The following is a 20,592-nucleotide window of genomic DNA, read 5'->3' as shown; positions in this document are numbered from 1 at the left end:
ATCGACCACTTAAATAAAATGAAAAATACCTGTTGCTTTTTGGCTTAAGTTTAATGTTCGATATTGATATCAGTGAAGATAACTATTGTTAACATGAGACCTTTAAAAACAACTACAAAGAGTTTGTTCACTTTGTTGTTGGCCGCAGCGATGATATTCTCATTGAATGATGCCAATGCTCAGAGGAGGAACAAAAAGAAACAGGAGGAGCAAAAAGCCAGCACCCCTCCACCAGAGCAAAAGGCACCACCCAAAAAAGGAGGGATTCAGCCTTTTGAAAAAGTAATTACGAAAGACGCTGAGTCCGATGAAGGACTGTTCAACGTACACAAGTTAGACGATAAGTACTACTTCGAAATACCCGATGCCTTATTGGGCAGAGATATGCTCATGGTTACCCGAATTGCCAAAACAGCCTCAGGCATTGGTTTTGGTGGAGGAAAAACCAACACTCAAATGTTGCGATGGGAGAAAGTACAAGACAGAATTCAGGTAAGAATTATTTCTACTACCATTACGGCAGCAGATTCACTGCCCATTGCCGAAGCAGTTTTGAACTCCAATTTTGCCCCAATACTGGCTTCATTTCCTATTAAAGCTCATGCTAAAGACTCTGCCGGAAGTGTGATTGATGTAACCTCCCTGCTTACCGGGGATAACAAAACAATGGGCTTACCCAACTTTTACAGAACACAATACAGAGTTACCCGACTTGATAACGATCGGTCGTACGTAACTCGGGTAAGCAGCTACCCAGAAAACATTGAGTTGAGACATGTAAAAACCTATCTGGCCGGCAACTCGCCTTCGGCCGATGACGATGGTTCCATTACGGTTGAGATGAGCAACTCTATGATTCTGTTGCCTAAAGAACCAATGAAAAGAAGGCTCTATGACAGAAGAGTAGGATGGTTTGCCAGGGGTACAACCGACTATGGTTTGGACGTTCAGCAATCGAAAACTATCCGATACCTGGATCGATGGAGACTGGAAGTTAAAGAGGAAGACATAGAGAAGTTTAAAAGAGGCGAGCTGGTAGAGCCTAAGAAGCAAATAGTTTATTACATAGACAGAGCCACACCTAAAAAGTGGGTAAAGTATATAAAGCAAGGGGTGGAAGACTGGCAAGTAGCTTTTGAAGCCGCTGGTTTTAAAAATGCCATTATTGCCAAAGAGGCCCCATCTCCGGAAGAAGATCCGGATTGGAGCCCGGAAGATGTTCGTTATTCTACCGTGCGTTACCTGGCTTCACCAATTCCTAATGCCAACGGTCCGCACGTTTCTGACCCACGATCAGGCGAAATTCTGGAAAGCGATATCAACTGGTATCACAATGTAATGACCCTGCTAAGAAGGTGGTTCTTTGTGCAAACCGCAGCCATTAACCCAATGGCACAATCGCCTGAGTTCGATGATGAAGTAATGGGTAGACTCATTCGTTTTGTGTCTTCTCATGAAGTAGGGCATACCCTCGGCTTACCACACAACTTTGCCTCCAGCTATGCCTATCCGGTAGATTCGCTCAGGTCGGCTTCATTTACATCCAAAATGGGTACTGCACCATCAATTATGGATTATGCCCGCTTCAATTACATAGCTCAGCCTGAAGATAAAGGGGTGGCCTTAATGCCAAATATTGGTATTTACGATAAGTATGCCATTGCCTGGGGTTACAGGCCTATTTTAGATGCTAAAACCCCTGAAGATGAATTGCCAACCCTGAGAAGATGGATTGAAGAGAAGAACGGAGATCCGCTTTATCGCTATGGGCGTCAGGGCAATCCGAACGATTACACGGCTCAGAGTGAAGACTTGGGTGACGATGCAATGAGAGCTAGCAACTATGGTATAGAGAACCTCAAGCGTATTATGAAAAACCTCAGAGACTGGACCTATGTAGAGGGTTCGGATTACTCTGAACTAGAAGAAATGTATGGTGAGGTTAGGTCTCAGTTTAATCGCTACATGGGCCATGTGGGCCGCTATGTGGGTGGTGTAAAAGAAGATTATAAGACTGCCGATCAGGATGGAATGGTGTATACTCATGCTCCTAAAGCTAAGCAGAAGGAAGCGGTAGAGTTCTTAAACAACCAGCTGTTCAATACACCTAAGTGGATGTTGGACAATGAGATTCTGGGCAGATTGCAGGACTATGGTGCTGTAGAAAGCATGAGGTCTTTGCAGGTAAATACACTCTACAGCCTTCTTGAGTGGAGAAAGCTTGGCCGGGTAATAGAGAATGCTGCCCTCAATGGCTCTGATGCTTACACTATTACCGAGCTCTTCAGCGATGTTCGCAACGGCATTTGGTCTGAACTAAGAAGAGGTAGCGCAATAGATACTTATAGAAGAAACTTGCAGAGGGCTCACATTGAGCGTTTGGAGACATTGCTTACAGAAGAAGCACAGTCTTCGCGCTTTGCTCCAAGCATAGACGCTTCGCAGTCAGACATTAGAGCAGTGGCCAGAGGTGAATTGAAAGCACTTCAATCGGCTATTAGAGCAGCCATTCCAAGAACGTCAGACAGCATGTCTAAACTGCATCTGGAAGATGCACTGGTAAGAGTAAATAATATACTCGACCCTAAATAAAATTAGTTGGAAGACTGGTGTTCGTCTATGACGACCCGGTCTTTTATATGAAAGGCCTTTCTGATCATGGTAAAACAGTAGGCAGCGCATTCGTGCTGCTTGCTGTTTCTTTCTAATGCAAAATCAACAGCATGGAGTAGAGAAAGAATATGACCATCGGAAAGGCCTTCGTGTTTTCATTAAATGAGCTTTCTTAACCGAAGGGTCTTTTTAAACAGCTCTCCGTTTCTACGGATTATGATATCGAAGCTGGTGCCTGTATCGCCCCTTAGAAAACCATTTATTTCAGAGAAAGTATAGAAAAACACCGGTTTGTTGCCAATAGCTATGATTTCATCATTTGGTTGGAGACCAATTTTTTCTGCAGGAGAATCTGGAATTATATCGGCTATAAAATATTGATTGAGTTCTTTGCCTAAAGCGGTAAAGGTGAAGCCTGCGCGATTAAACTTAAACTCCTCCTTATACTCTTTGGTCTTTTTAAAATAGACTGCTCCGTTCAGGTAATCATAAATAACATTAAATCTGGAAAGCATATCAGAACCAAGAGTACCATGCCGAATAATGGTTCCGTCTCTATCGCTCACTTCTGTTTGTATTTTCCATTGTTGAGGGTAAGAGGTGATTACGTTTTTAAATTTGAAATGCTTGCCTAGCCAGACTTTCTTTACTCGGCCTATTTTTCCTGACAACAAGCCTGTAATTCCGCTTCCTATCGTATGATCTAAGGTTTTCTTTGGAAGATCAATTTGTTCATGTCGCTGTTCATCGAGAAAAAGAGCACTGCTAGCACCAGAATCAATCAGCAGGTTGAACTTTTGCCTTTTTCTTCCTTTTTGTTTGATGTCTACGGTTATGTAGGGTCTAAAGCTTTTAACCTCAATATCCATTCGTTTATAACCTTTTGGCGCTTTGAAATTATCGTGTTTGTACAAGCGGATTTTTTCGTTCTGATAGTCTATTTCTACCACAAAGCGATTGAAGAGCTCTGAACCCAGCACCCCGTGAGCATTTATACCCAACATACCCTTAATGTCCAGGTTGTTCTCTTTCAAAACCAACATGGTTTGCTGAGAAGCTTCTACGCCTGTCATTTGTATTTTAAGGTCGTTGGCCACTAGCAGATCTGTGACTTTGTTCCCGTTGGAAGCATAAATGGGTATTTTTCTGGCGTTCACCAGATTGTTTTCAGCGATTACCCAACGATCGAATATTAGGCCAGACTCTGAACCGGTATCGAGAATAAAGTTGTATGGGCCATTTCCGTTAACAAGAATGGGAATAACGATTAGATTGCTTTCTTCTTTAAAGCTAAGTTCAACAAAATCTTTATTGTCCGACAGATAGAAGCCAAGAGGGTTTTGGGCATTGAGGTGAATTGAAATAAAAAGAAGAAGAAACAGTATCCAACCTTTCATACCCTTTGTGTTTGAGTTACCTATTAAACAGATACGAAATATGTTCACCCTTAGTTTTTGCCGAATATATTCTTGTATATTGGTTTTCTATAAATAAACTGTATTGCCAATAGGGGATAAAGCAGAATATCCAAAAACCATAAACCGGTCGTGTAATAAACATCATCAGTGATTATGGTTCCCTCACCATTTTTCTCGAGTAAGTGTTTATGTCTCCAATGTTTTAAGGGGGCAGGAATTTTTGTGCCTTCATCAATGAAGTAAAACTGCCCACTATCTTCCTGATCTTCAGTGATTGTACTTGTCCACCACTGTTTAAAAAGCAAGAAATCTAGCCTGAGAGCTACAATATGGCCTTTGCGACAGCCATCGAACTGAATTACCTTTACTTTAGGAAACGGAGGACTGAGTCTTTTGAAAAGATCTTCGTTAAACCCTTGAACTACTTGATCAAGTGGCTTTTGTACCGGTGTAGACAAACGGATTCTCATTTAAGCTAAAACTAACATAATTGAATAATGTTGGCTTAGCATGTTTCCGTTTTGTTGATTGGTTCGAAAGTAACTATCTTCATTATAATTCACCTATTCACAACGAAATGCGCGCCAATCTTTTCATAAGATGGTTATGTCTGTTTATACCGATGCTGCTGTTAATTGTTCTTGCAGCCTCAGGCCTACATGGGCAAGACTTTAAGTTCCAGAAAAAGCATGATTACAAAAACAATGAAATAGAGCGGGTGAAGCCACTGCTTCAGCGCGCTCGCGATGTGAGTGAGTCGGAGGCAGTAAAGCTGTATAAGCAGGCGGCAGCCTCATTCGAATCTATTTATGAGAGAGCCATTGTGAATGAGGATTATGAGCTTGCGGTGGTTGCGCTAAACAATCTGGCCGACACACAAAGAAGGTATCTGGCCAAGGAAAAGTCTTTGGAAACTTTAAAGCATGCCAAACAAATTCTAATAAACCACATTCCGGTAAGTAGCATTCTATGGAGCGAAACCTACCTGAATGCCGGAGTTATTGAGCACCGCTGGAATGACTATTACAGGGCCATCGATTTTCTCGATTCTGCTCAGTTACTTTATGAAAAGGCAGCGGAATATGATAGTGCTATTTATCAGGATATTTTAGACTATAAATTCTATGCCTATTGGTACTCCAAGTCCAATGTAGATACTCTACTCAAGTATATTAAAGTAAGAATAGATTTTGAGGAAGCGGTTCAGAAAGACAATTTTAATCCAGATGAAATACTATACATACGGCAGGACTATCCTCGTATCTATCTGGCAAAAGGTGAGTATGACATGGCTTTGGCTTACGCCATAAGCAATTATAAGTACCTGGAAGAAAACAGCCGAAAAATATATGATGGCACAAAGCATAGTATTTTATACGATCTGGCCTGGGTGCTGTATCAGAAAAGGGAATTTCAAAAGGCTCTGGATATTGCCATGGAATCCTATGCCACTATTCCTAAAGATGTTAACTACACGGCTTATCTGGAGCTTACCTATCTGATGGGTTTGTTGTACAACGGCCTAGATCAGCCGGTAGAGTCTAATAAATACTTTCAAAAAGTACTCGATGCAAGCATTGATGCCCGACTAGGGGCCCAAAGAGGTATATTTAAGGCCAACGCACTGCTTTCTGTTGGCTTAAATATGATAGCCATGGGAAAAGTAGACGAGGCTCGTAAGCTCATGTTAGAGTCGCTCGAAAGGGTTAAGGCTTTGGTAAACTTTCCCAGTTCCGATATGTTTCAACACTACCGATACATTGGAGACTTTTATGCTTCTCAAAACAATTGGAACTCAGCCCTACTCAACTATGATTCGGCCTTGAGAAATACAGAGCTTAATTATCCGGACGATATTCTCTCCTTTCCTAAGACAGATTCGGCCAGTAAGTTTTCATTTCAGACCTTAACCGTACTTACCAAAAAGGCTCAGGCATTGTCTTCTATGAGTAGACAAGATTCTGTAGACTACCTTGAGGCTGCGTTAGATTATGTAGACAACACTCACTTTAAACTTCAGAAGAACCGAAATGATTTATACCAGGCCGAAGGAAAATTATACCTAAGCCAATTTTTTAAAGATTTGTACGAAGCGGGAATTAGTGCAGCCTACCAGCTATACATGGTTACGAAAGATGACCGTTATACCCACAAAGGTTTTTACTATGCACAATTGAGCAAGGCCAATCTGTTTCTCGAACAATCAAAAAACTACCAAAGCCTGGTTGGCTCCAATGTTCCTTACGAACTCAAGGAAGAGTACTTCCTTATTAGTAATGAACTTCAAGAGCTAAAGAACCAATTGTATGAGTCGCTGGATAATTCTGTAACGAGTGACTCGGTTATTAAAGTGAACGATCAGATATTAGTTCTACAAGAGCGCCTTTTGAGGATAAAAGATAGTATTGAGAACAACTATGTGAGTGGATTGCTTCAATACGAGTCTGAACCCAGCGCTCCGCCCCTTGTTAAGGGCCAGTTACTCATGGAGTACTTTGTGGGTAAAGAAAATATTTATGTTTTTGGTTTTGACGCATCGGGCAAGGTGGTCTTTAGACGAAGCCCATACGACTCAGAGCTGACTTCCCATCTTGAAACTATGATAGCCATCGTTTCGCGGCCACCTAACCTTAATGGTGGCGATATCACTGCTCAAATGAAAGACTTTGAGGCGTCTTCCTATTTTCTGTTTAAGAAGCTTGTAAGTCCTGTTCTGAACCAATTCAAAGCGGAAGAAATATTACTTATACCTGATGAGCTTCTGACAAGAATACCTTTTGAAGCTCTTATAACCCGTGCTCCGCAAAACGACAGCTATAAAACATACAGATATTTGGTAAGAGACTATAAGGTCAGGTACGCTCTGTCTTCTAACAACCTTAAGTTAGGGTCTTTTGAAAAGAAGGCTACCAAAAACATTTTGGGTATGGGTTATAGTGGTGTACAAAGTAGTAGTCAGCCCATAAGGTCACAATTCGCAGCTCTGCCAGGTACCGATACGGAGATTAAGTTTCTTCGGGCACGGTTTGATGGCACCTACTACCTTGGTATGGAAGGATCCAAGAGCAAGTTTTTAGAAGAAGCCTCAGACTATGATATAATTCACCTGGCTATTCACGGTAAGGCCGATAGTATTAGTCGGTTTCAATCCAGCTTAATTTTTAATGGTCAAGATAGCTTACTAAGTACTAGTCAGCTTTATCTGGCCAACCTGAATGCTCGTCTTGCGGTTTTAAGTGCTTGTGAAAGCGGGACAGGTACCAGCGAAGAAGGAGAAGGTACTTTTAGTATTGCAAGGGGCTTCGCAATAGTGGGAGTTGACAATATTGTAATGAGTCTGTGGGAGGTTAACGACAAAATTACCTCAGAACAAATGGTTAGTTTCTACAATGGGTTTCTTGAGCAACGCAATGACTTAAATACGAGTTTGAGAAACATGAAGCTGGGATATCTTGAGGCTAACGATTCTTACTCCTGCCACCCCTATTATTGGGCTAGCTTTATTCATCTGGGCAGTAATATGTATTTCGATGAAAGTGGCGCAAGTAAGAATCTCATGTATTGGCTTCTGGGCTTTATGCTTGTAGCCATTCTAATCTTGCTAATATGGTATAGAAATAGAAAAAGGGCTTATTAATAAGCCCTTTTCCTCGCGTGCATATGTGTGTGATTAGAGAGTATCTTATTACATTTTGTCAAGAACGAATGCCCATCCCATTTTAGAGCGGCCTTTTCCTCTTGACTTTTCGAACACCATGAAGACCGCCAAGTCACCTTCAGCAAGATCTTCAATTGGGTCATCAGTCATGAACTGAAATTCTTTGTCGCCAGCCAAATTGGTAACTACACCGAACTGATATCTTCTTTGACCTAGAGTATTGTCCAAGTCTGAGCCATCAGGCGTGTTTCTTTCTCTTGGTCTTTGCTCTAACTGAACTACCGGACCATTGTCCATTTCAGTTTCATCAAAGCTTAAGCCCATGTCTTCCAAAATAGCTTCGGCTTTTTCTTTATACTCGCTTTTGTTCACCAAAATATGAGCAAGGTTCCCTAAGGCAGCTTTCTCATCGTTGTTTTTTAGGTGAGCCAGAGCTAAGTACCATCTGGCCTGCTCTTTGAATGTTGAGAAGTTATTCACAACAGAGTTTAAGCTTTTGATAGCCTCCTCAGACTCGCCAATTTCCATTTGGCTCACACCGAGGTAGAAATAGTTCATGGCACTTGGCTGCATGGTTACAACCTGTGAGAGTGCTTCAGACGCAGCTTCAAAATTTCCTGCATCGTATGCTACCATGGCTTGCTGCTCTAACGTCAGTGCCTCGGTAGCCGCACCCCTCACTTGCCCAGCCAAGTTGTTGTAAGTTGTGTAGTGCTTGTCGTATAATTCTTGGTTGTTGAGGGAGGAACTGTTGGTTAACCCAACATAGGTGATTGCTGCTATGAGCACTATGCTCGCAGCGATTGAAATTACTTTTTTCATAACAGTCTGATCTTTGGTTGTTTCTTCTTTTTTAATGCAAATTTCAAATGAATTGAAAAGGTCTTTTACGTCCTGACGCGCTTTTTGCTTTACGCTCAGACGAATGTCTTTGAGCTCTTGAAATTCTTGATTGAAGGCGGGATCGTTGAGGAGTCTATTCCTGAAAGCCTTTTTTTCTTCCACTGAGAGTTTCCCGGATAGGTACTTCTCAATCAATTCAAAATCACTCATAAAATTTTATTCTAACAGTCTTTTAATTCTTTGAATACACTTGTACTTCAAGTTTTTCACTGTGTTGCCATTTTTATAGCCCAGTACTTCAGCTATTTCATCGTTGGATAAATTGTTGAAGTAGAACAATTTCAAAATGTCAGCACAGGGGGTTTGCAGAGTTTCGATGATGCTCCTGACTTTCTCAAGCTTACCTTCTCGGTCTTGCGTTTGATCGTCAATTTCTTCTAGCAGCAAATTGTCTTCAAGCTCTTCGTTGAAAGATAGCCGTGAGTCTCTTCTGGAATCTGACAACAACTTGTTTTTGCCGATGGAATACAGATAAGTTTTTATACCTGCATCATTGATTTCCTCAACAGTGTCTTCTAGAACGTTTTCATAGAAGGAGAGTATAGCGTATTGAAAAATGTCGACCGCCTGCTCTTTTGTACACTTGTGTGAATAGGTGATCCATTTGATGAAACTTACTCGGTACGACCGATAAATCTCTTCTAATGCGTCCCTATCACCTCTTCGAAGCCGCAAGATCAACGAGTTTTCACTCATGCTCTCATTCTTTAGTGATTAGAATTGTAAAATGTCACCCAAATCAGGGAGTTTTTTTTCATTTTTTTTTTCAGACCTGCCATTTCTCTGAAAATTCTCGATTTATAAAAACTAATTGTTATTTATATCTTATTTATAAAAAAATTTCAGAAAAACTTCTGTCTAAAGGGTGACAATTTCGGTTTTCGATCACTAATAACATACAAGGGAGATGTTATGGGAATGAGATCGTACTACTTAATTGACAACAAGATTCAATCGCTGGAAGAACCGGAGGTTGCCGCTTTGTCAAAAATGAACAAATCAAAATCAGCCACCTTATTGGCCGACCAACAAGTGCTGGTTATCGATGACAGTCCCATCAATCTAATAGTAGCTGAAAAGACTCTATCAAAATTTGGTGCCAAATGTTTCAGGGCAATTTCTGCAAAAGAAGGTCTAAAGGTTTTCCATGAGGAAAAAATAGACCTTGTGCTTATGGATTTGCACATGCCTGTTATAGATGGATTCAAAGGTACCGACCTAATAAGAGAAACAGAAAAGTTTCAAGCTCACCCTGTTCCCATTATGGCTTATACCACTTTTTCACACGATGAGGTAATGGAGGGTATAAAAAAGCACAAGCTTGATGGCTACATTGGCAAACCATTTACTCAAGCTCAGGTCATAGGTTCTATCTTTGAGGTGCTTAGCCTGAGACAGCAAAAGTATAAGCAGGCCTAGCTAATTTTTAAGCCCCTATTCTTACTGCTCTTCTAAATTGTTAATTCAATACCCATAGACTATTTTTGGCACAAAAAGAACGCATGGCCAAAGACAACATCATCTTCGATTTAATTAGCAAGGAGAAAGAACGCCAAACCAAGGGCATCGAACTTATTGCATCAGAGAATTTTGTTTCTAATCAGGTGATGGAGGCCATGGGCTCCGTGCTCACCAATAAATATGCTGAAGGGCTACCTGGTAAGCGGTACTATGGCGGTTGTGAAGTGGTAGATGAAGTTGAGAACATAGCTATCGATAGAATCAAAGAACTATTTGGTGCCACTTGGGCCAATGTGCAGCCTCACTCAGGAGCACAGGCCAATGCCGCAGTGATGCTGGCCTGTTTGAAACCGGGAGATAAGATTCTTGGGTTTGATCTTTCTCATGGCGGACACCTTACGCACGGTTCAACGGTAAATTTTTCCGGAAAGCTATATCAGCCATCGTTCTACGGTGTAGAAAAAGAAACCGGTCTAATAGACTGGAATAAAGTTGAGGATACGGCCAAAAAAGAAAGGCCCAAAATGATTATTTGTGGTGCTTCGGCCTATAGCCGCGATTGGGATTACGCTAAGCTTAGAGAAATTGCCGATGCAGTTGGAGCACTTTTATTGGCCGATATTTCCCATCCTTCCGGATTAATCGCCAGAGGTCTTTTGAATGACCCTATAGAGCATTGCCATATTGTAACCACCACTACTCATAAAACCTTGAGAGGGCCTCGTGGTGGATTGATTATGATGGGGCAGGACTTTGAGAACCCTTGGGGGCTTAAAACACCAAAAGGTGAGACCAAAATGATGTCTCAGCTTTTAGACGGAGGGGTGTTTCCCGGTACACAGGGAGGACCACTGGAGCATGTAATAGCCGCCAAAGCGGTAGCCTTTGGTGAAGCCCTTTCTGACGATTACATGAACTACATAGTTCAGGTAAAGAAGAATGCAGCAGCTATGGCTTCTGCCTTTGTGAAGAAAGGCTATAACCTTATTTCGGGTGGAACAGACAATCACCTAATGCTGATAGACCTTAGATCCAAAGGGCTAACTGGTAAGCTGGCAGAGGCAGCACTTGGTCATGCCGATATAACCATCAACAAGAATATGGTTCCGTTTGACGACCGATCGCCTTTTGTAACATCGGGAATGAGGGTTGGTACAGCGGCTATTACCAGCAGAGGCCTTGTTGAAGACGATATGCTGAGAATAGTTGAGTTGATTGATGCGGTTTTAATGAACCCCGAAAACGAAGAGAATTTATCTTCGGTGAAAAAAGAAGTTAACCACTGGATGAGTTCGTATCCGTTATTCAAAGCATAATTGGCACTAGATCAACTTCACGATGATGACAAGGAAATGGGTTTCCTTGATCACCTGGAGGAACTAAGGTGGCACCTGGTTCGTTCGGTGGTGGCCATTGTGGTTTTTTCCGTTGCTGCTTTTTTGGCGAAAGACTTTGTTTGGAAAGGAGTAATATTGGCTCCTATATATTCTGATTTCTGGACATACAAACAACTGTGCTATTTAGCAGAGCTCTTTAAAACTCCGGTGTTATGCTTGGGAGATATTCCCATCGATATCCAAAACAGAACCATTACGGGGCAGTTTACCATGCACATTAAGTCCTCGTTGGTAATAGGTCTGGTTTTAGCCTTTCCCTACGCTTTTTGGGAAATTTGGAGGTTTGTGAAGCCCGGTTTACGGCACAGCGAGCGTAGTGCTTCAAGAGGTGTGGTTTTAGCTGTTTCTTTTCTATTCATAACAGGTGTTTTGTTCGGTTACTACATTGTTACCCCACTCAGTTTAAACTTTCTGGGCAACTACTCTTTGGTAGATAGCATCGACAACAACATTGATATAACCTCAATTCTCAATACTATAACCACACTAGTATTGGCTTGTGGGGTTATGTTTCAGCTACCCATGGCTACCTATATTCTGTCTAAGGCAGGCATTGTAACGCCTGATCTAATGAAGCGCTACAGAAGGCATTCTATAGTGGTTATTCTTTTGCTTTCAGCTATTATAACCCCGCCCGATGTAATGAGCCAGATACTTATAGCTCTTCCATTGAGCCTCTTATATGAAATAAGCATTGTTATATCTAAAAGGATTAACAAAAAACGGGAACGAGAACTTTACGAATCATAATGAAAATAGGAATAGGTGGCGATCATGCCGGATTTGCTTATAAGCAGCAAGTAAAACAGATGTTAGAAGAGCAGGGCCACGAGGTGAGAGATTTCGGTCCGAATAGCGAAGAGTCTACCGACTATCCTGACTATGTGCACCCACTAGCTTCGGCCATTGAAAGTGGAGAGCTTCAGTTGGGTATTGCCATTTGCGGAAGCGGCAATGGAGTGTGCATGACTGTAAACAAACACCAAAATATTAGGGGTGCTTTAGTTTGGAACACCGAGCTTGCTGCACTGGCTCGCCAGCATAACAATGCCAATGTTGTGTGTATTCCCGCGCGTTTCATAGATCTGGATTTGGCCAAAAGTATAGTGAACACCTTTATCGAAACCAATTTTGAAGGCGGAAGGCACCAGCGTAGAGTTGATAAAATTGCCTGTCAATAAAAAGGCTGTAAAAACAGCATGATGACCGAGAGGGCTATTAGGCTCAGAAAAAAGAGTTCTGCAAGCCATTTGCGCTGAATGTGCAGCAAGAACTCCGTACAAAAATAAGCTAGAGCCAGTGTAAGGGTTACTACTCCTGCTATTTGACCTCCCGATAGAAAGCAAAAAGTAAGAATTCCGAAAATCCCTATCCAGGTAAAAACACGCTTGAGTGTTATTTGCAGGTTAGTCATACCCATACCCGCTAAGTTGCTCGTGCTCGCAACAAAACTAAAGGCCACCGGCAGGCAGAGTCCCATAAGAGCATTGAGAACAAGAGGCTGATTAAAGTCAAAGTCCACTAAGACAGGTGCATAGAGCAGCCAAAAATCAGCGCCCTCTTCCTGAAAAAGAAAAACCATCCATGTACCAATTAAGGTAAGGCTAAAGCCCCAAAAAAGAAGAAGATAGCGTCTGCCCAAAGTGCCGGAGTAGAATAGGAACAACAGTAAGGCCAGCACAACATACCAGGCAAAAGGAATGTAGAACAGACTACTTAGTCCCAGAAAAATACCGGCCGTTAGCACGGTCTCGTCACTGTTTCTATAGCGGAGGTGCCGCTGCAGATAAACAAGAGCCAGTAAGAAAAACGTGGAGGCTATTAGTTCTGCACTTAGCCAAAGCACTGATGGATGAAAGCTAAAAAGTATGGTGAAGAGGGCTGCCGGTACGTAAGTGTTTTCTTCGAAGGCCGAATTGCGGATAAGCAAAGCGTTTAGGGTAGTGGCATTTACCAATACAAATGCTGATGCCAGAAACGTATTGAGCAAAGGGCTGTTGAACACAAATGCCAACCCCCACTGCAGTAATCCATAAAGCGGCCCCGCGGCTCCTACAAACAGGTCGGAGGGGAAAGCCACCGTTAGTGCTACAGGGTCAGGAACGGCTTTTAGACCAACTAAAGCTATTGCCCGAGAGGCTAGTATAAATAATACAATACCTATAATCCTGAAAGGATCGTTCTGTCTGAAGTAGCGTAACAACCGATTCTTTTTTTGAAAAGGCTAAGGTAAAAAAAGCACTTGAAGGAAAATCAATCAATAAATCAGATATTTGCACAATGGCTACAAAAAGACAGCAGAAGTTTTCCAAATTAATCAAAGAGGAAATCAGTAAAATATTTCAGCACCAATTTTCAGGAGCCTTTTCCGGCAAGCTGGTGACCATTACCGATGTGGAAATGAGCCCCGACCTTGGCTTTGCCAAAATATTTGTGAGTGTGTTTCCTATAATTCATTCCGATCAGATTCTGGATCATATCGAAGAAAATAAAAGCAAAGTACGAGGAGCACTTGGTCGCACCATTGGTAAACAGGTTAGAGTGATTCCCGAATTAGCCTTTTTCCTTGATAGTACGGCCGAGTATGCCTCCAGAATGGATTCACTCATTGATTCGCTCGATATTCCGGAAACAGACCCTACAGACGAAGAAGATTGAATGTATCTACCTTCATAGCCAAGCGGTACTTTACCACCTCCAAAAAAAAGAACTTTATACAGGTTCTTTCCTGGATATCTATGATTGGTGTAGCCATAGGCACCATGGCTCTTATTGTGGTGCTTTCCGTTTTTAATGGATTGGGCGATGTACTTCGGTCCGTGTACCATACTTATGATGCCGACCTGAAGGTGGTGCCCAAGACCGGCAAGTCTTTTTCTTTGAGCGAGGAGCAGCTCAAACAAATCCGTGAGCTTAACGGGGTATCATCACTTTCCAGAATTATAGAAGATAATGCCGTAGCCGTTTATCGAGACAAACAAGCTGTGGTTCAGATAAGGGGTGTAGAAGAAAGTTTTATGGAAACCGGCAAGCTAGACTCCTTTCTTTGGCGGGGCAAGACAATGCTTAGAGAGCAAGATCAGGAATATGCCGTTTTAGGTGCAGGTCTTTCGGCCGAGCTGGGCATATTAATAGAAAGTGATTTTTACCGCATTGAGCTCATTTACCCCAGAAACCTAAGACCCGGAGCTTTACCTTCTACCAATTCGGTGAGAAGGTTACGCGTAAAACCCTCCGGCATAGTGAGTATCGATGCGGCCATAGATGAGCGGCTAATGGTTGTTTCCTATCCGGTGGCATCGCGATTACTCGACTACGACAACCGATACACCGCCCTTGAGCTTTACCTGAAACCGGAGGCCAATACCAGCAGAATAGAACAGCAAGTAGCGTCAATAATTGGTGAAGAGTACTCCATACTTGACAGTGATGAGCAACACGGTGATCTTATGAGAGCGGTTAAAATAGAGAAGCTTTTTGCCTACATAGCTCTTTCATTCATTACACTCATTGCCTCTTTCAATATCTTCTTCTCTCTTTCCATGTTGGCCATTGAAAAGAGACGAGACATGGCCATTCTTTTTGCCGTAGGAGCCACTCATAAAATCATTCGACAAATATTTTTAAAGCAGGGCATAATTATAGCTTTTGTAGGAGCCATTTTTGGGCTCGTGCTTGGGCTTTCGCTCTGTTATTTGCAAGACCGCTACGGGCTGGTAGGTTTAGGTATGGCCAATGCAGTGGTTTCGGCCTATCCCGTAAAAGTGGTTTGGACGGATGTTTTGCTGGTTACGTTTAGTATTACCCTAATAACTATGGCTACCGCTTACAGGCCAGCCATTTTGGCCAGTAGGCTGAACCCCATAGAGTTCCTCGATTAATTTCTACTATCGTCACAATTCGTTTTTTAAGAAAGGCCTAAAAGCATTATTTTGCGAATCGGTCTAAACAAAAAATGAAGGTATCTACAGCTCAACCTTTCCAGTTAATATACTCCCTTTATCAGCACGAGTATTTAGGGTACTTGTTCGAGTCTTTTGTTATACAGCTCGATGATAAGGGAAGGCTCACCCTGCAACATCAGAACATATCGTCCAAAAATGCACCGGAGTTTGCTTCCGGACTTGATGAGAACGATTACAAGCTCATAAAGCTAATGGATGAAATACAGCAGGAGGCCGTGGTACTTAAGTTCTATAAGAAAAAGACCAAACCGGAAGACTTCTTTCTGAAAGTATATGATAAAGAGCGCGGAGACAAAGTACTGCAGGAAACAATTGAGCAGTATCTGGAAATAAGAAGGGCCAAAATTCTGGAGTTGCTGGGAGGAAAAATGATTTTTGAAATGGGCCGTGATGGTGAGCCGGCCTGGAAGCAAATTCACTGGATAGAAGAAAAGGCCTCGGTACTTTTTCATTTTAGAAGAAACGAAGACAATACCCATTATTTTCCGACCATTAAGCTGTATGGCGAAAAACTGGACTGGCAATATAAAGGAGCCTATCTGGTTTGTTCAGAACCGGGCTGGATGGTGGTAGAGGACAAACTCATTAGCTTCGAAAAAAACATTGATGGCAACAAACTCAAGCCATTTCTCAACAAGAAATTCATTGTAATTCCTCAAAAGGTAGAAGAAACCTATTATCAAAAATTCGTGACCCAATTAGTGGCTAGCTTCGATGTGTATGCCAAAGGTTTTGAGATCAACTCAGTAAAGTATGAGACTCAGCCGGTCATTAATTTTTCAGAACTTGTTCAGGCAAGTAATGGAACTCTTTTCGATAAACCCTCGGGCCATTCGGCTGTTCAAGACCAGGAAGACTCAAAGATCCTATTCAAACTGGGATTCAACTACGGGCCATACCAATTCTCTTACGAGAAGCAACCAACGGCTTCAGTAAAACTGGAAAAGCAAAACGGTTCTTACATTTTCCACAAAGTGAGTCGCAATGCAGCCCTGGAGACTGAAACCGTTAACGAACTACAAAAGAGAGGTCTTAAAATTCAGAACGGAAGGGCAACAATGTCGAGATCTCAGGCCTTTAACTGGCTCAATGAGCATAGCGAGTTTTTGAGTGAGCGCGGAATTTTGCTCAAACAAACCGATACCGAGCGAAAGAAATACTTTGTTGGAGAATCGGTATTGGAAATTAAGGTAGAAGAGGGAATCGACTGGTTCGATATTAAGGCCATTGTGCGCTTTGGCCAGTTCGAAATCTCCTTTCAGGAACTGCGCAAACTCATTAACCGGCAAAAAAGAGAGATAAAGCTCCCCAATGGTGAAGTTGCTGTAATTCCGGAAGCATGGATTAAAGACTATGCAGAACTGTTTGCCTTTATGGAAGAAACAGGAGACAGCAAGGTGCTAAAGCTCAGAAAACACCACCTCTCATTGGTTCAAGACCTGCACAATGGCAACTTAGCTCAAGTGAGCATGAATAGAAAGCTTCATAAGCTGCAAGGGTTTGAAGAAATAGAAGATTATGAAGTGCCAAAGGGTTTTGCCGGTACGTTAAGGCCCTACCAGAAGGCGGGTTATAACTGGATGCGCTTTCTTTCAGAGTATAACTTTGGAGGTTGCCTTGCCGATGATATGGGTTTGGGTAAAACCGTTCAGACACTGGCTCTATTGCAAGCTCAAAAAGAGCTAATCTCGCAGCAGGCATCGCTGCTAATCATGCCAACATCACTTATTTACAACTGGCAAATTGAAGCATCTAAGTTTACCCCCGAACTCAAAGTGTTGGTGTATACCGGTACCGGAAGAGACAAAAATGCCGAACAATTTGCCAATTACGACTTGGTGGTTACCTCTTACGGCATCACCCGTATCGATATAGACATTCTTTCCAGTTATTACTTCAACTACGTTATTCTCGATGAGTCGCAGGCCATAAAAAACCCCGATTCGCTTATTGCCAAATCAGTAAACAAACTCAAGTCCAGACACAGGCTTATTCTTACCGGTACACCTTTAGAAAATAGCACCTTTGATCTGTGGTCTCAGATGAGCTTCATCAACCCAGGCCTGCTCGGTACGGCCAAATATTTTAAAAACGAGTTTCAACTACCCATTGAGAAGAAGGCCGATGTGGAAAAAACGCGCAAACTCAATGTCATTATTAAGCCCTTTATACTCCGCAGACAAAAGTCGCAGGTAGCCAAAGATTTGCCTGAAAAGTTTGAGAGTGTGAAGTATAGTCAAATGACCCCGGAGCAGGAAGAAAGATACGAGGAGGTAAAATCGCACTATCGCAACCAAATACTCGATACTATTGAAAAAAGTGGTATCAAAAAGTCCCAATTGCTTTTGCTACAGGGACTTACCAAACTCAGGCAAATTGCCAATCACCCTAAAATGGTAGAGCCGGACTATACCGGAGACTCTGGCAAGCTGGAAGACATTACTTATATGATTGAGTCGGCTATTAGCGAAGGCCACAAGATTCTCATATTTAGTCAGTTTGTTAAGCACCTGGGACTTATACGCGAGTATCTTGAGGACAAGCAGATAGAATTTGCTTATTTGGATGGGTCAACCAAGGACAGGCAGGGGCAGGTAGAAAAGTTTCAGGAGAATGACCATATAAAGGTTTTTCTTATTTCACTAAAGGCCGGAGGGTTGGGTCTTAATTTGACCAAGGCCGACTATGTGTTTTTACTAGACCCCTGGTGGAATCCAGCCATTGAAGAGCAGGCGGTTGACAGAGCTCATCGAATTGGACAAAAGAAAACGGTATTTACCTATAAGTTCATAACCCGCAATTCGGTAGAAGAAAAAATTCTGGCTTTGCAGAAAAACAAACTCAAGCTTGCCAACGAGTTGATAACCACCGAAGAGAGCTTTATTAAGAAGTTGACAGCCGAAGACATTTCCGAGCTATTGCAGTAATGCTCCAGTTCAGATGCACTATATTGAATACTTATGGCTAAAGCAAAGTCGGTATACATCTGCCAAAATTGTGGTGCCTCTTCCGCCAAGTGGATAGGCAAATGTCCCTCTTGCAACGAGTGGAACACCTACTCCGAAGAAGTTATTTCCAAAACCAAAACAGCTGAAACCTCGTGGCGCGAAGATTCGGGCGCACGCGTGCATCAAAAACCAGTGAATATTCGGGAAGTAGAAAAAAGCTCGGAAGAGCGACTCATTACCTACGACAACGAGCTGAACAGGGCGTTGGGAGGAGGTATTGTGGCCGGCTCATTGGTGCTCATTGGTGGCGAACCGGGCATTGGTAAATCTACACTCATGCTTCAGTTGGCCTTGGCCGCGCGCAAGAAGAAAGTACTCTATGTGAGTGGAGAAGAAAGCCAGCAACAGATTAAGATGAGGGCAGAACGCATAGGCATTCAAACCGACCAGTGTTTTGTACTTTCCGAAACTAATACACAAAACATCTTCTATCAGATCAAAAATGTAAAGCCTGATTTACTTATTATAGACTCTATCCAGACTTTACATACTGAAAGAATAGAAAGTGCAGCCGGCTCTGTGTCGCAAGTCAGGGAGTGTACCGGAGAGTTAATGAAGTTTGCCAAGGAAACCCAAACACCTGTTTTTCTAATAGGTCACATCACAAAAGAAGGAAGCATAGCCGGGCCAAAGGTGTTGGAGCACATGGTAGATACGGTGTTGCAATTCGAAGGAGACAGGCACCTCTCGTACCGCATTTTGCGGACCGTCAAGAATCGGTTCGGCTCTACATCTGAGTTGGGTATTTACGAAATGCAAACCAATGGATTGCGTCAGGTTTCCAATCCATCGGAAATTCTTATTTCTCAGAAGGCTGATGACCTGACCGGCATAGCTATTGGTGCCACCATTGAAGGAAACAGGCCATTGCTTATAGAAATACAATCGTTGGTAAGCTCAGCTACATACGGCACGCCACAACGCAGTTCAACGGGCTTTGATGCCAAGAGGCTCAACATGCTATTGGCTGTGCTTGAAAAACGTGGAGGCCTTCGGTTTGGTGCACAGGATGTATTTCTGAACGTTGCCGGGGGTATACGTATAGATGAGCCTGCCCTCGACCTGGCCGTTTGTGCTTCTCTGGTAAGCGCATATCACGACATAGCCATCTCCGATAAAGTGGCCTTTGCCGCAGAAGTTGGCCTGGGAGGGGAGATTAGAGCCGTGAATCGTATTGAGAGTAGAATTGCCGAGGCAGAAAAGCTGGGTTTTGAAGAAATCTATATTTCAAAGTTCAACACCAAAGGGCTAGACCTAAAGGGCAAAAAGGTAAACATAAAGCCGTTTTCGAAACTGAAGGAGGTATTTGAAGACCTAATGGGTTAGAGTCCAAAACCAGCTCTACCCTGAAGCCCCCCGGTGTGGATGGCCAGCACCTTAGAGCCCTTCTTAATTTCTCCTTTGTGAATCATATCCAGCATACCATAAAGCATTTTTCCGGTATACACAGGGTCGAGCAAAAGGTCAAATTCGTCTTCCATGGTTTTTATAAACTGCATCAACTCTGGCTTTACTTTGGCATAGCCTCCAAAATGGTAATTGTTCTGTACAAACCAATTGTGGTGGTGCTTAGCTCCACAGTATTCTAACAGGCGATTGACTTCACCGGCCAAAAAAGAACCTTTCAAGGCACTGAAACCTACAATCTGCCCCCTATTTTGCAAGCCGGTTATTAAGCCCGCCATAGTGCCTCCGGTACCAACAGGCAAGCAATAATAGTCGAAGCTTTCGGGAATGTGTTCGGCTATCTCTTGTGAGCCTCTGATGGCCTGCGCATTGGTTCCCCCTTCAGGAATAAGGTAGAAATAGCCAAACTCATCTCTGAGCCTCTCTAGAAACTCAGGCGTGTCCTTAGCCCTGTAGCTGGTTCTATCTACATACCTCAGTTGCATACCCTGTTCTTGGGCAAATTGTAAGGTAGGGTTGAGAGACTGCTGAGCTTCTCCGCGAATTAGGCCAATGCTCCTAAACCCGAAGAGGTTAGCTGCTGCAGCAACGGCATAAATATGATTCGAATAAGCTCCTCCAAAAGTTAGAAGGGAGGTGAAGCCCTCTTTATTGGCCTGCATTAAATTATGCTTCAGCTTAAACCACTTGTTCCCCGAAATTTTGGGGTGGGTTTTATCCAATCGTAGAATTCGCAGGTCTACCTGGTTCTCTTCAGCAATC

Annotated in this window: 16 protein-coding genes; 10 read left to right on the top strand and 6 right to left on the bottom strand. The window is 42.7% G+C overall.

Annotated elements, in window-relative coordinates; all coding sequences use genetic code 11:
* The first annotated feature begins 93 nt into the window (after positions 1 to 93).
* Complete coding sequence (locus tag B3763_RS05570; protein WP_286744577.1) at positions 94 to 2,592, top strand: zinc-dependent metalloprotease; 2,499 nt, start codon at positions 94 to 96, stop codon at positions 2,590 to 2,592.
* Positions 2,593 to 2,771: 179 nt separating this feature from the next.
* On the opposite strand, the gene B3763_RS05565 is transcribed toward B3763_RS05570, so the two are convergent.
* Together B3763_RS05565 and B3763_RS05560 are read right to left on the bottom strand one after the other, a co-directional pair.
* On the bottom strand, positions 2,772 to 4,010 hold the full coding sequence (locus B3763_RS05565; RefSeq protein WP_286744574.1) for an aspartyl protease family protein: 1,239 nt from the start codon (positions 4,008 to 4,010) through the stop codon (positions 2,772 to 2,774).
* Positions 4,011 to 4,060: 50 nt separating this feature from the next.
* A complete protein-coding gene (locus B3763_RS05560; protein WP_189628773.1) occupies positions 4,061 to 4,501 on the bottom strand; it encodes an SRPBCC family protein in 441 nt (146 codons plus the stop codon).
* A 152-nt stretch (positions 4,502 to 4,653) separates the two neighbouring features.
* Between B3763_RS05560 and B3763_RS05555 the strand changes: the two genes are divergently transcribed.
* The gene (locus tag B3763_RS05555) at positions 4,654 to 7,668 is read left to right on the top strand and encodes a CHAT domain-containing protein (RefSeq protein WP_286744572.1); all 3,015 of its coding nucleotides are present in this window, start codon (positions 4,654 to 4,656) and stop codon (positions 7,666 to 7,668) included.
* A 48-nt stretch (positions 7,669 to 7,716) separates the two neighbouring features.
* Here B3763_RS05555 and B3763_RS05550 read toward each other — a convergent pair whose 3' ends face one another.
* Together B3763_RS05550 and B3763_RS05545 are read right to left on the bottom strand one after the other, a co-directional pair.
* Positions 7,717 to 8,742, bottom strand: coding sequence for a tetratricopeptide repeat protein (locus B3763_RS05550; RefSeq protein ID WP_286744570.1), 1,026 nt, complete (start codon positions 8,740 to 8,742; stop codon positions 7,717 to 7,719).
* Between the two features lie 6 nt (positions 8,743 to 8,748).
* Positions 8,749 to 9,288, bottom strand: a complete 540-nt coding sequence (locus B3763_RS05545; protein ID WP_286744567.1) for an RNA polymerase sigma factor — start codon at positions 9,286 to 9,288, stop codon at positions 8,749 to 8,751.
* A 222-nt stretch (positions 9,289 to 9,510) separates the two neighbouring features.
* On the opposite strand from B3763_RS05545, the gene B3763_RS05540 reads away from it, so the two are divergent.
* The 4 genes from B3763_RS05540 (at position 9,511) to rpiB (ending at position 12,631) form a co-directional block, all read left to right on the top strand.
* Positions 9,511 to 10,011 (top strand): response regulator, encoded by a 501-nt coding sequence (locus B3763_RS05540; RefSeq protein WP_189628769.1) that lies wholly within the window; start codon positions 9,511 to 9,513, stop codon positions 10,009 to 10,011.
* Between the two features lie 83 nt (positions 10,012 to 10,094).
* Positions 10,095 to 11,369, top strand: a complete 1,275-nt coding sequence (gene glyA / locus B3763_RS05535; protein ID WP_189629280.1) for a serine hydroxymethyltransferase — start codon at positions 10,095 to 10,097, stop codon at positions 11,367 to 11,369.
* Positions 11,370 to 12,200 (top strand): twin-arginine translocase subunit TatC, encoded by an 831-nt coding sequence (gene tatC / locus B3763_RS05530; protein ID WP_286744562.1) that lies wholly within the window; start codon positions 11,370 to 11,372, stop codon positions 12,198 to 12,200.
* Positions 12,200 to 12,631 (top strand): ribose 5-phosphate isomerase B, encoded by a 432-nt coding sequence (gene rpiB, locus B3763_RS05525; RefSeq protein ID WP_286744560.1) that lies wholly within the window; start codon positions 12,200 to 12,202, stop codon positions 12,629 to 12,631. The genes tatC and rpiB overlap by 1 nt, the downstream gene beginning before the upstream one ends.
* Here rpiB and B3763_RS05520 read toward each other — a convergent pair.
* Positions 12,625 to 13,653 carry a hypothetical protein gene (locus B3763_RS05520; protein ID WP_286744556.1) on the bottom strand — a complete coding sequence of 343 codons (1,029 nt, stop codon included), beginning with the start codon at positions 13,651 to 13,653 and terminating at the stop codon, positions 12,625 to 12,627. The two genes, rpiB and B3763_RS05520, sit on opposite strands and share 7 nt — an antisense overlap.
* 77 nt (positions 13,654 to 13,730) lie before the next feature.
* Between B3763_RS05520 and rbfA the strand changes: the two genes are divergently transcribed.
* The 4 genes from rbfA (at position 13,731) to radA (ending at position 19,749) form a co-directional block, all read left to right on the top strand.
* Positions 13,731 to 14,108, top strand: coding sequence for a 30S ribosome-binding factor RbfA (gene rbfA, locus B3763_RS05515; protein WP_189628765.1), 378 nt, complete (start codon positions 13,731 to 13,733; stop codon positions 14,106 to 14,108).
* Positions 14,105 to 15,331 carry an ABC transporter permease gene (locus tag B3763_RS05510; protein WP_189628764.1) on the top strand — a complete coding sequence of 409 codons (1,227 nt, stop codon included), beginning with the start codon at positions 14,105 to 14,107 and terminating at the stop codon, positions 15,329 to 15,331. Before rbfA ends, B3763_RS05510 begins: the two co-directional genes overlap by 4 nt.
* Positions 15,332 to 15,405: 74 nt before the next feature.
* Positions 15,406 to 18,342, top strand: coding sequence for a DEAD/DEAH box helicase (locus tag B3763_RS05505; RefSeq protein WP_189628763.1), 2,937 nt, complete (start codon positions 15,406 to 15,408; stop codon positions 18,340 to 18,342).
* 33 nt (positions 18,343 to 18,375) lie between these two features.
* Positions 18,376 to 19,749, top strand: a complete 1,374-nt coding sequence (radA, locus tag B3763_RS05500) for a DNA repair protein RadA (RefSeq protein WP_286744528.1) — start codon at positions 18,376 to 18,378, stop codon at positions 19,747 to 19,749.
* On the opposite strand, the gene B3763_RS05495 is transcribed toward radA, so the two are convergent.
* Positions 19,746 to 20,592, bottom strand: an 847-nt coding sequence (locus tag B3763_RS05495; RefSeq protein WP_348655139.1) for a 1-aminocyclopropane-1-carboxylate deaminase/D-cysteine desulfhydrase, incomplete at its 5' end; no start/stop codon positions are given. The two genes, radA and B3763_RS05495, sit on opposite strands and share 4 nt — an antisense overlap.

The organism is Roseivirga sp. UBA1976 (assembly GCF_002336325.1).
Taxonomy (GTDB): domain Bacteria; phylum Bacteroidota; class Bacteroidia; order Cytophagales; family Cyclobacteriaceae; genus Roseivirga; species Roseivirga thermotolerans.
Note: the sequence above shows the minus strand (reverse complement) of the source record. Positions and strands in the feature narration are given on the sequence as shown.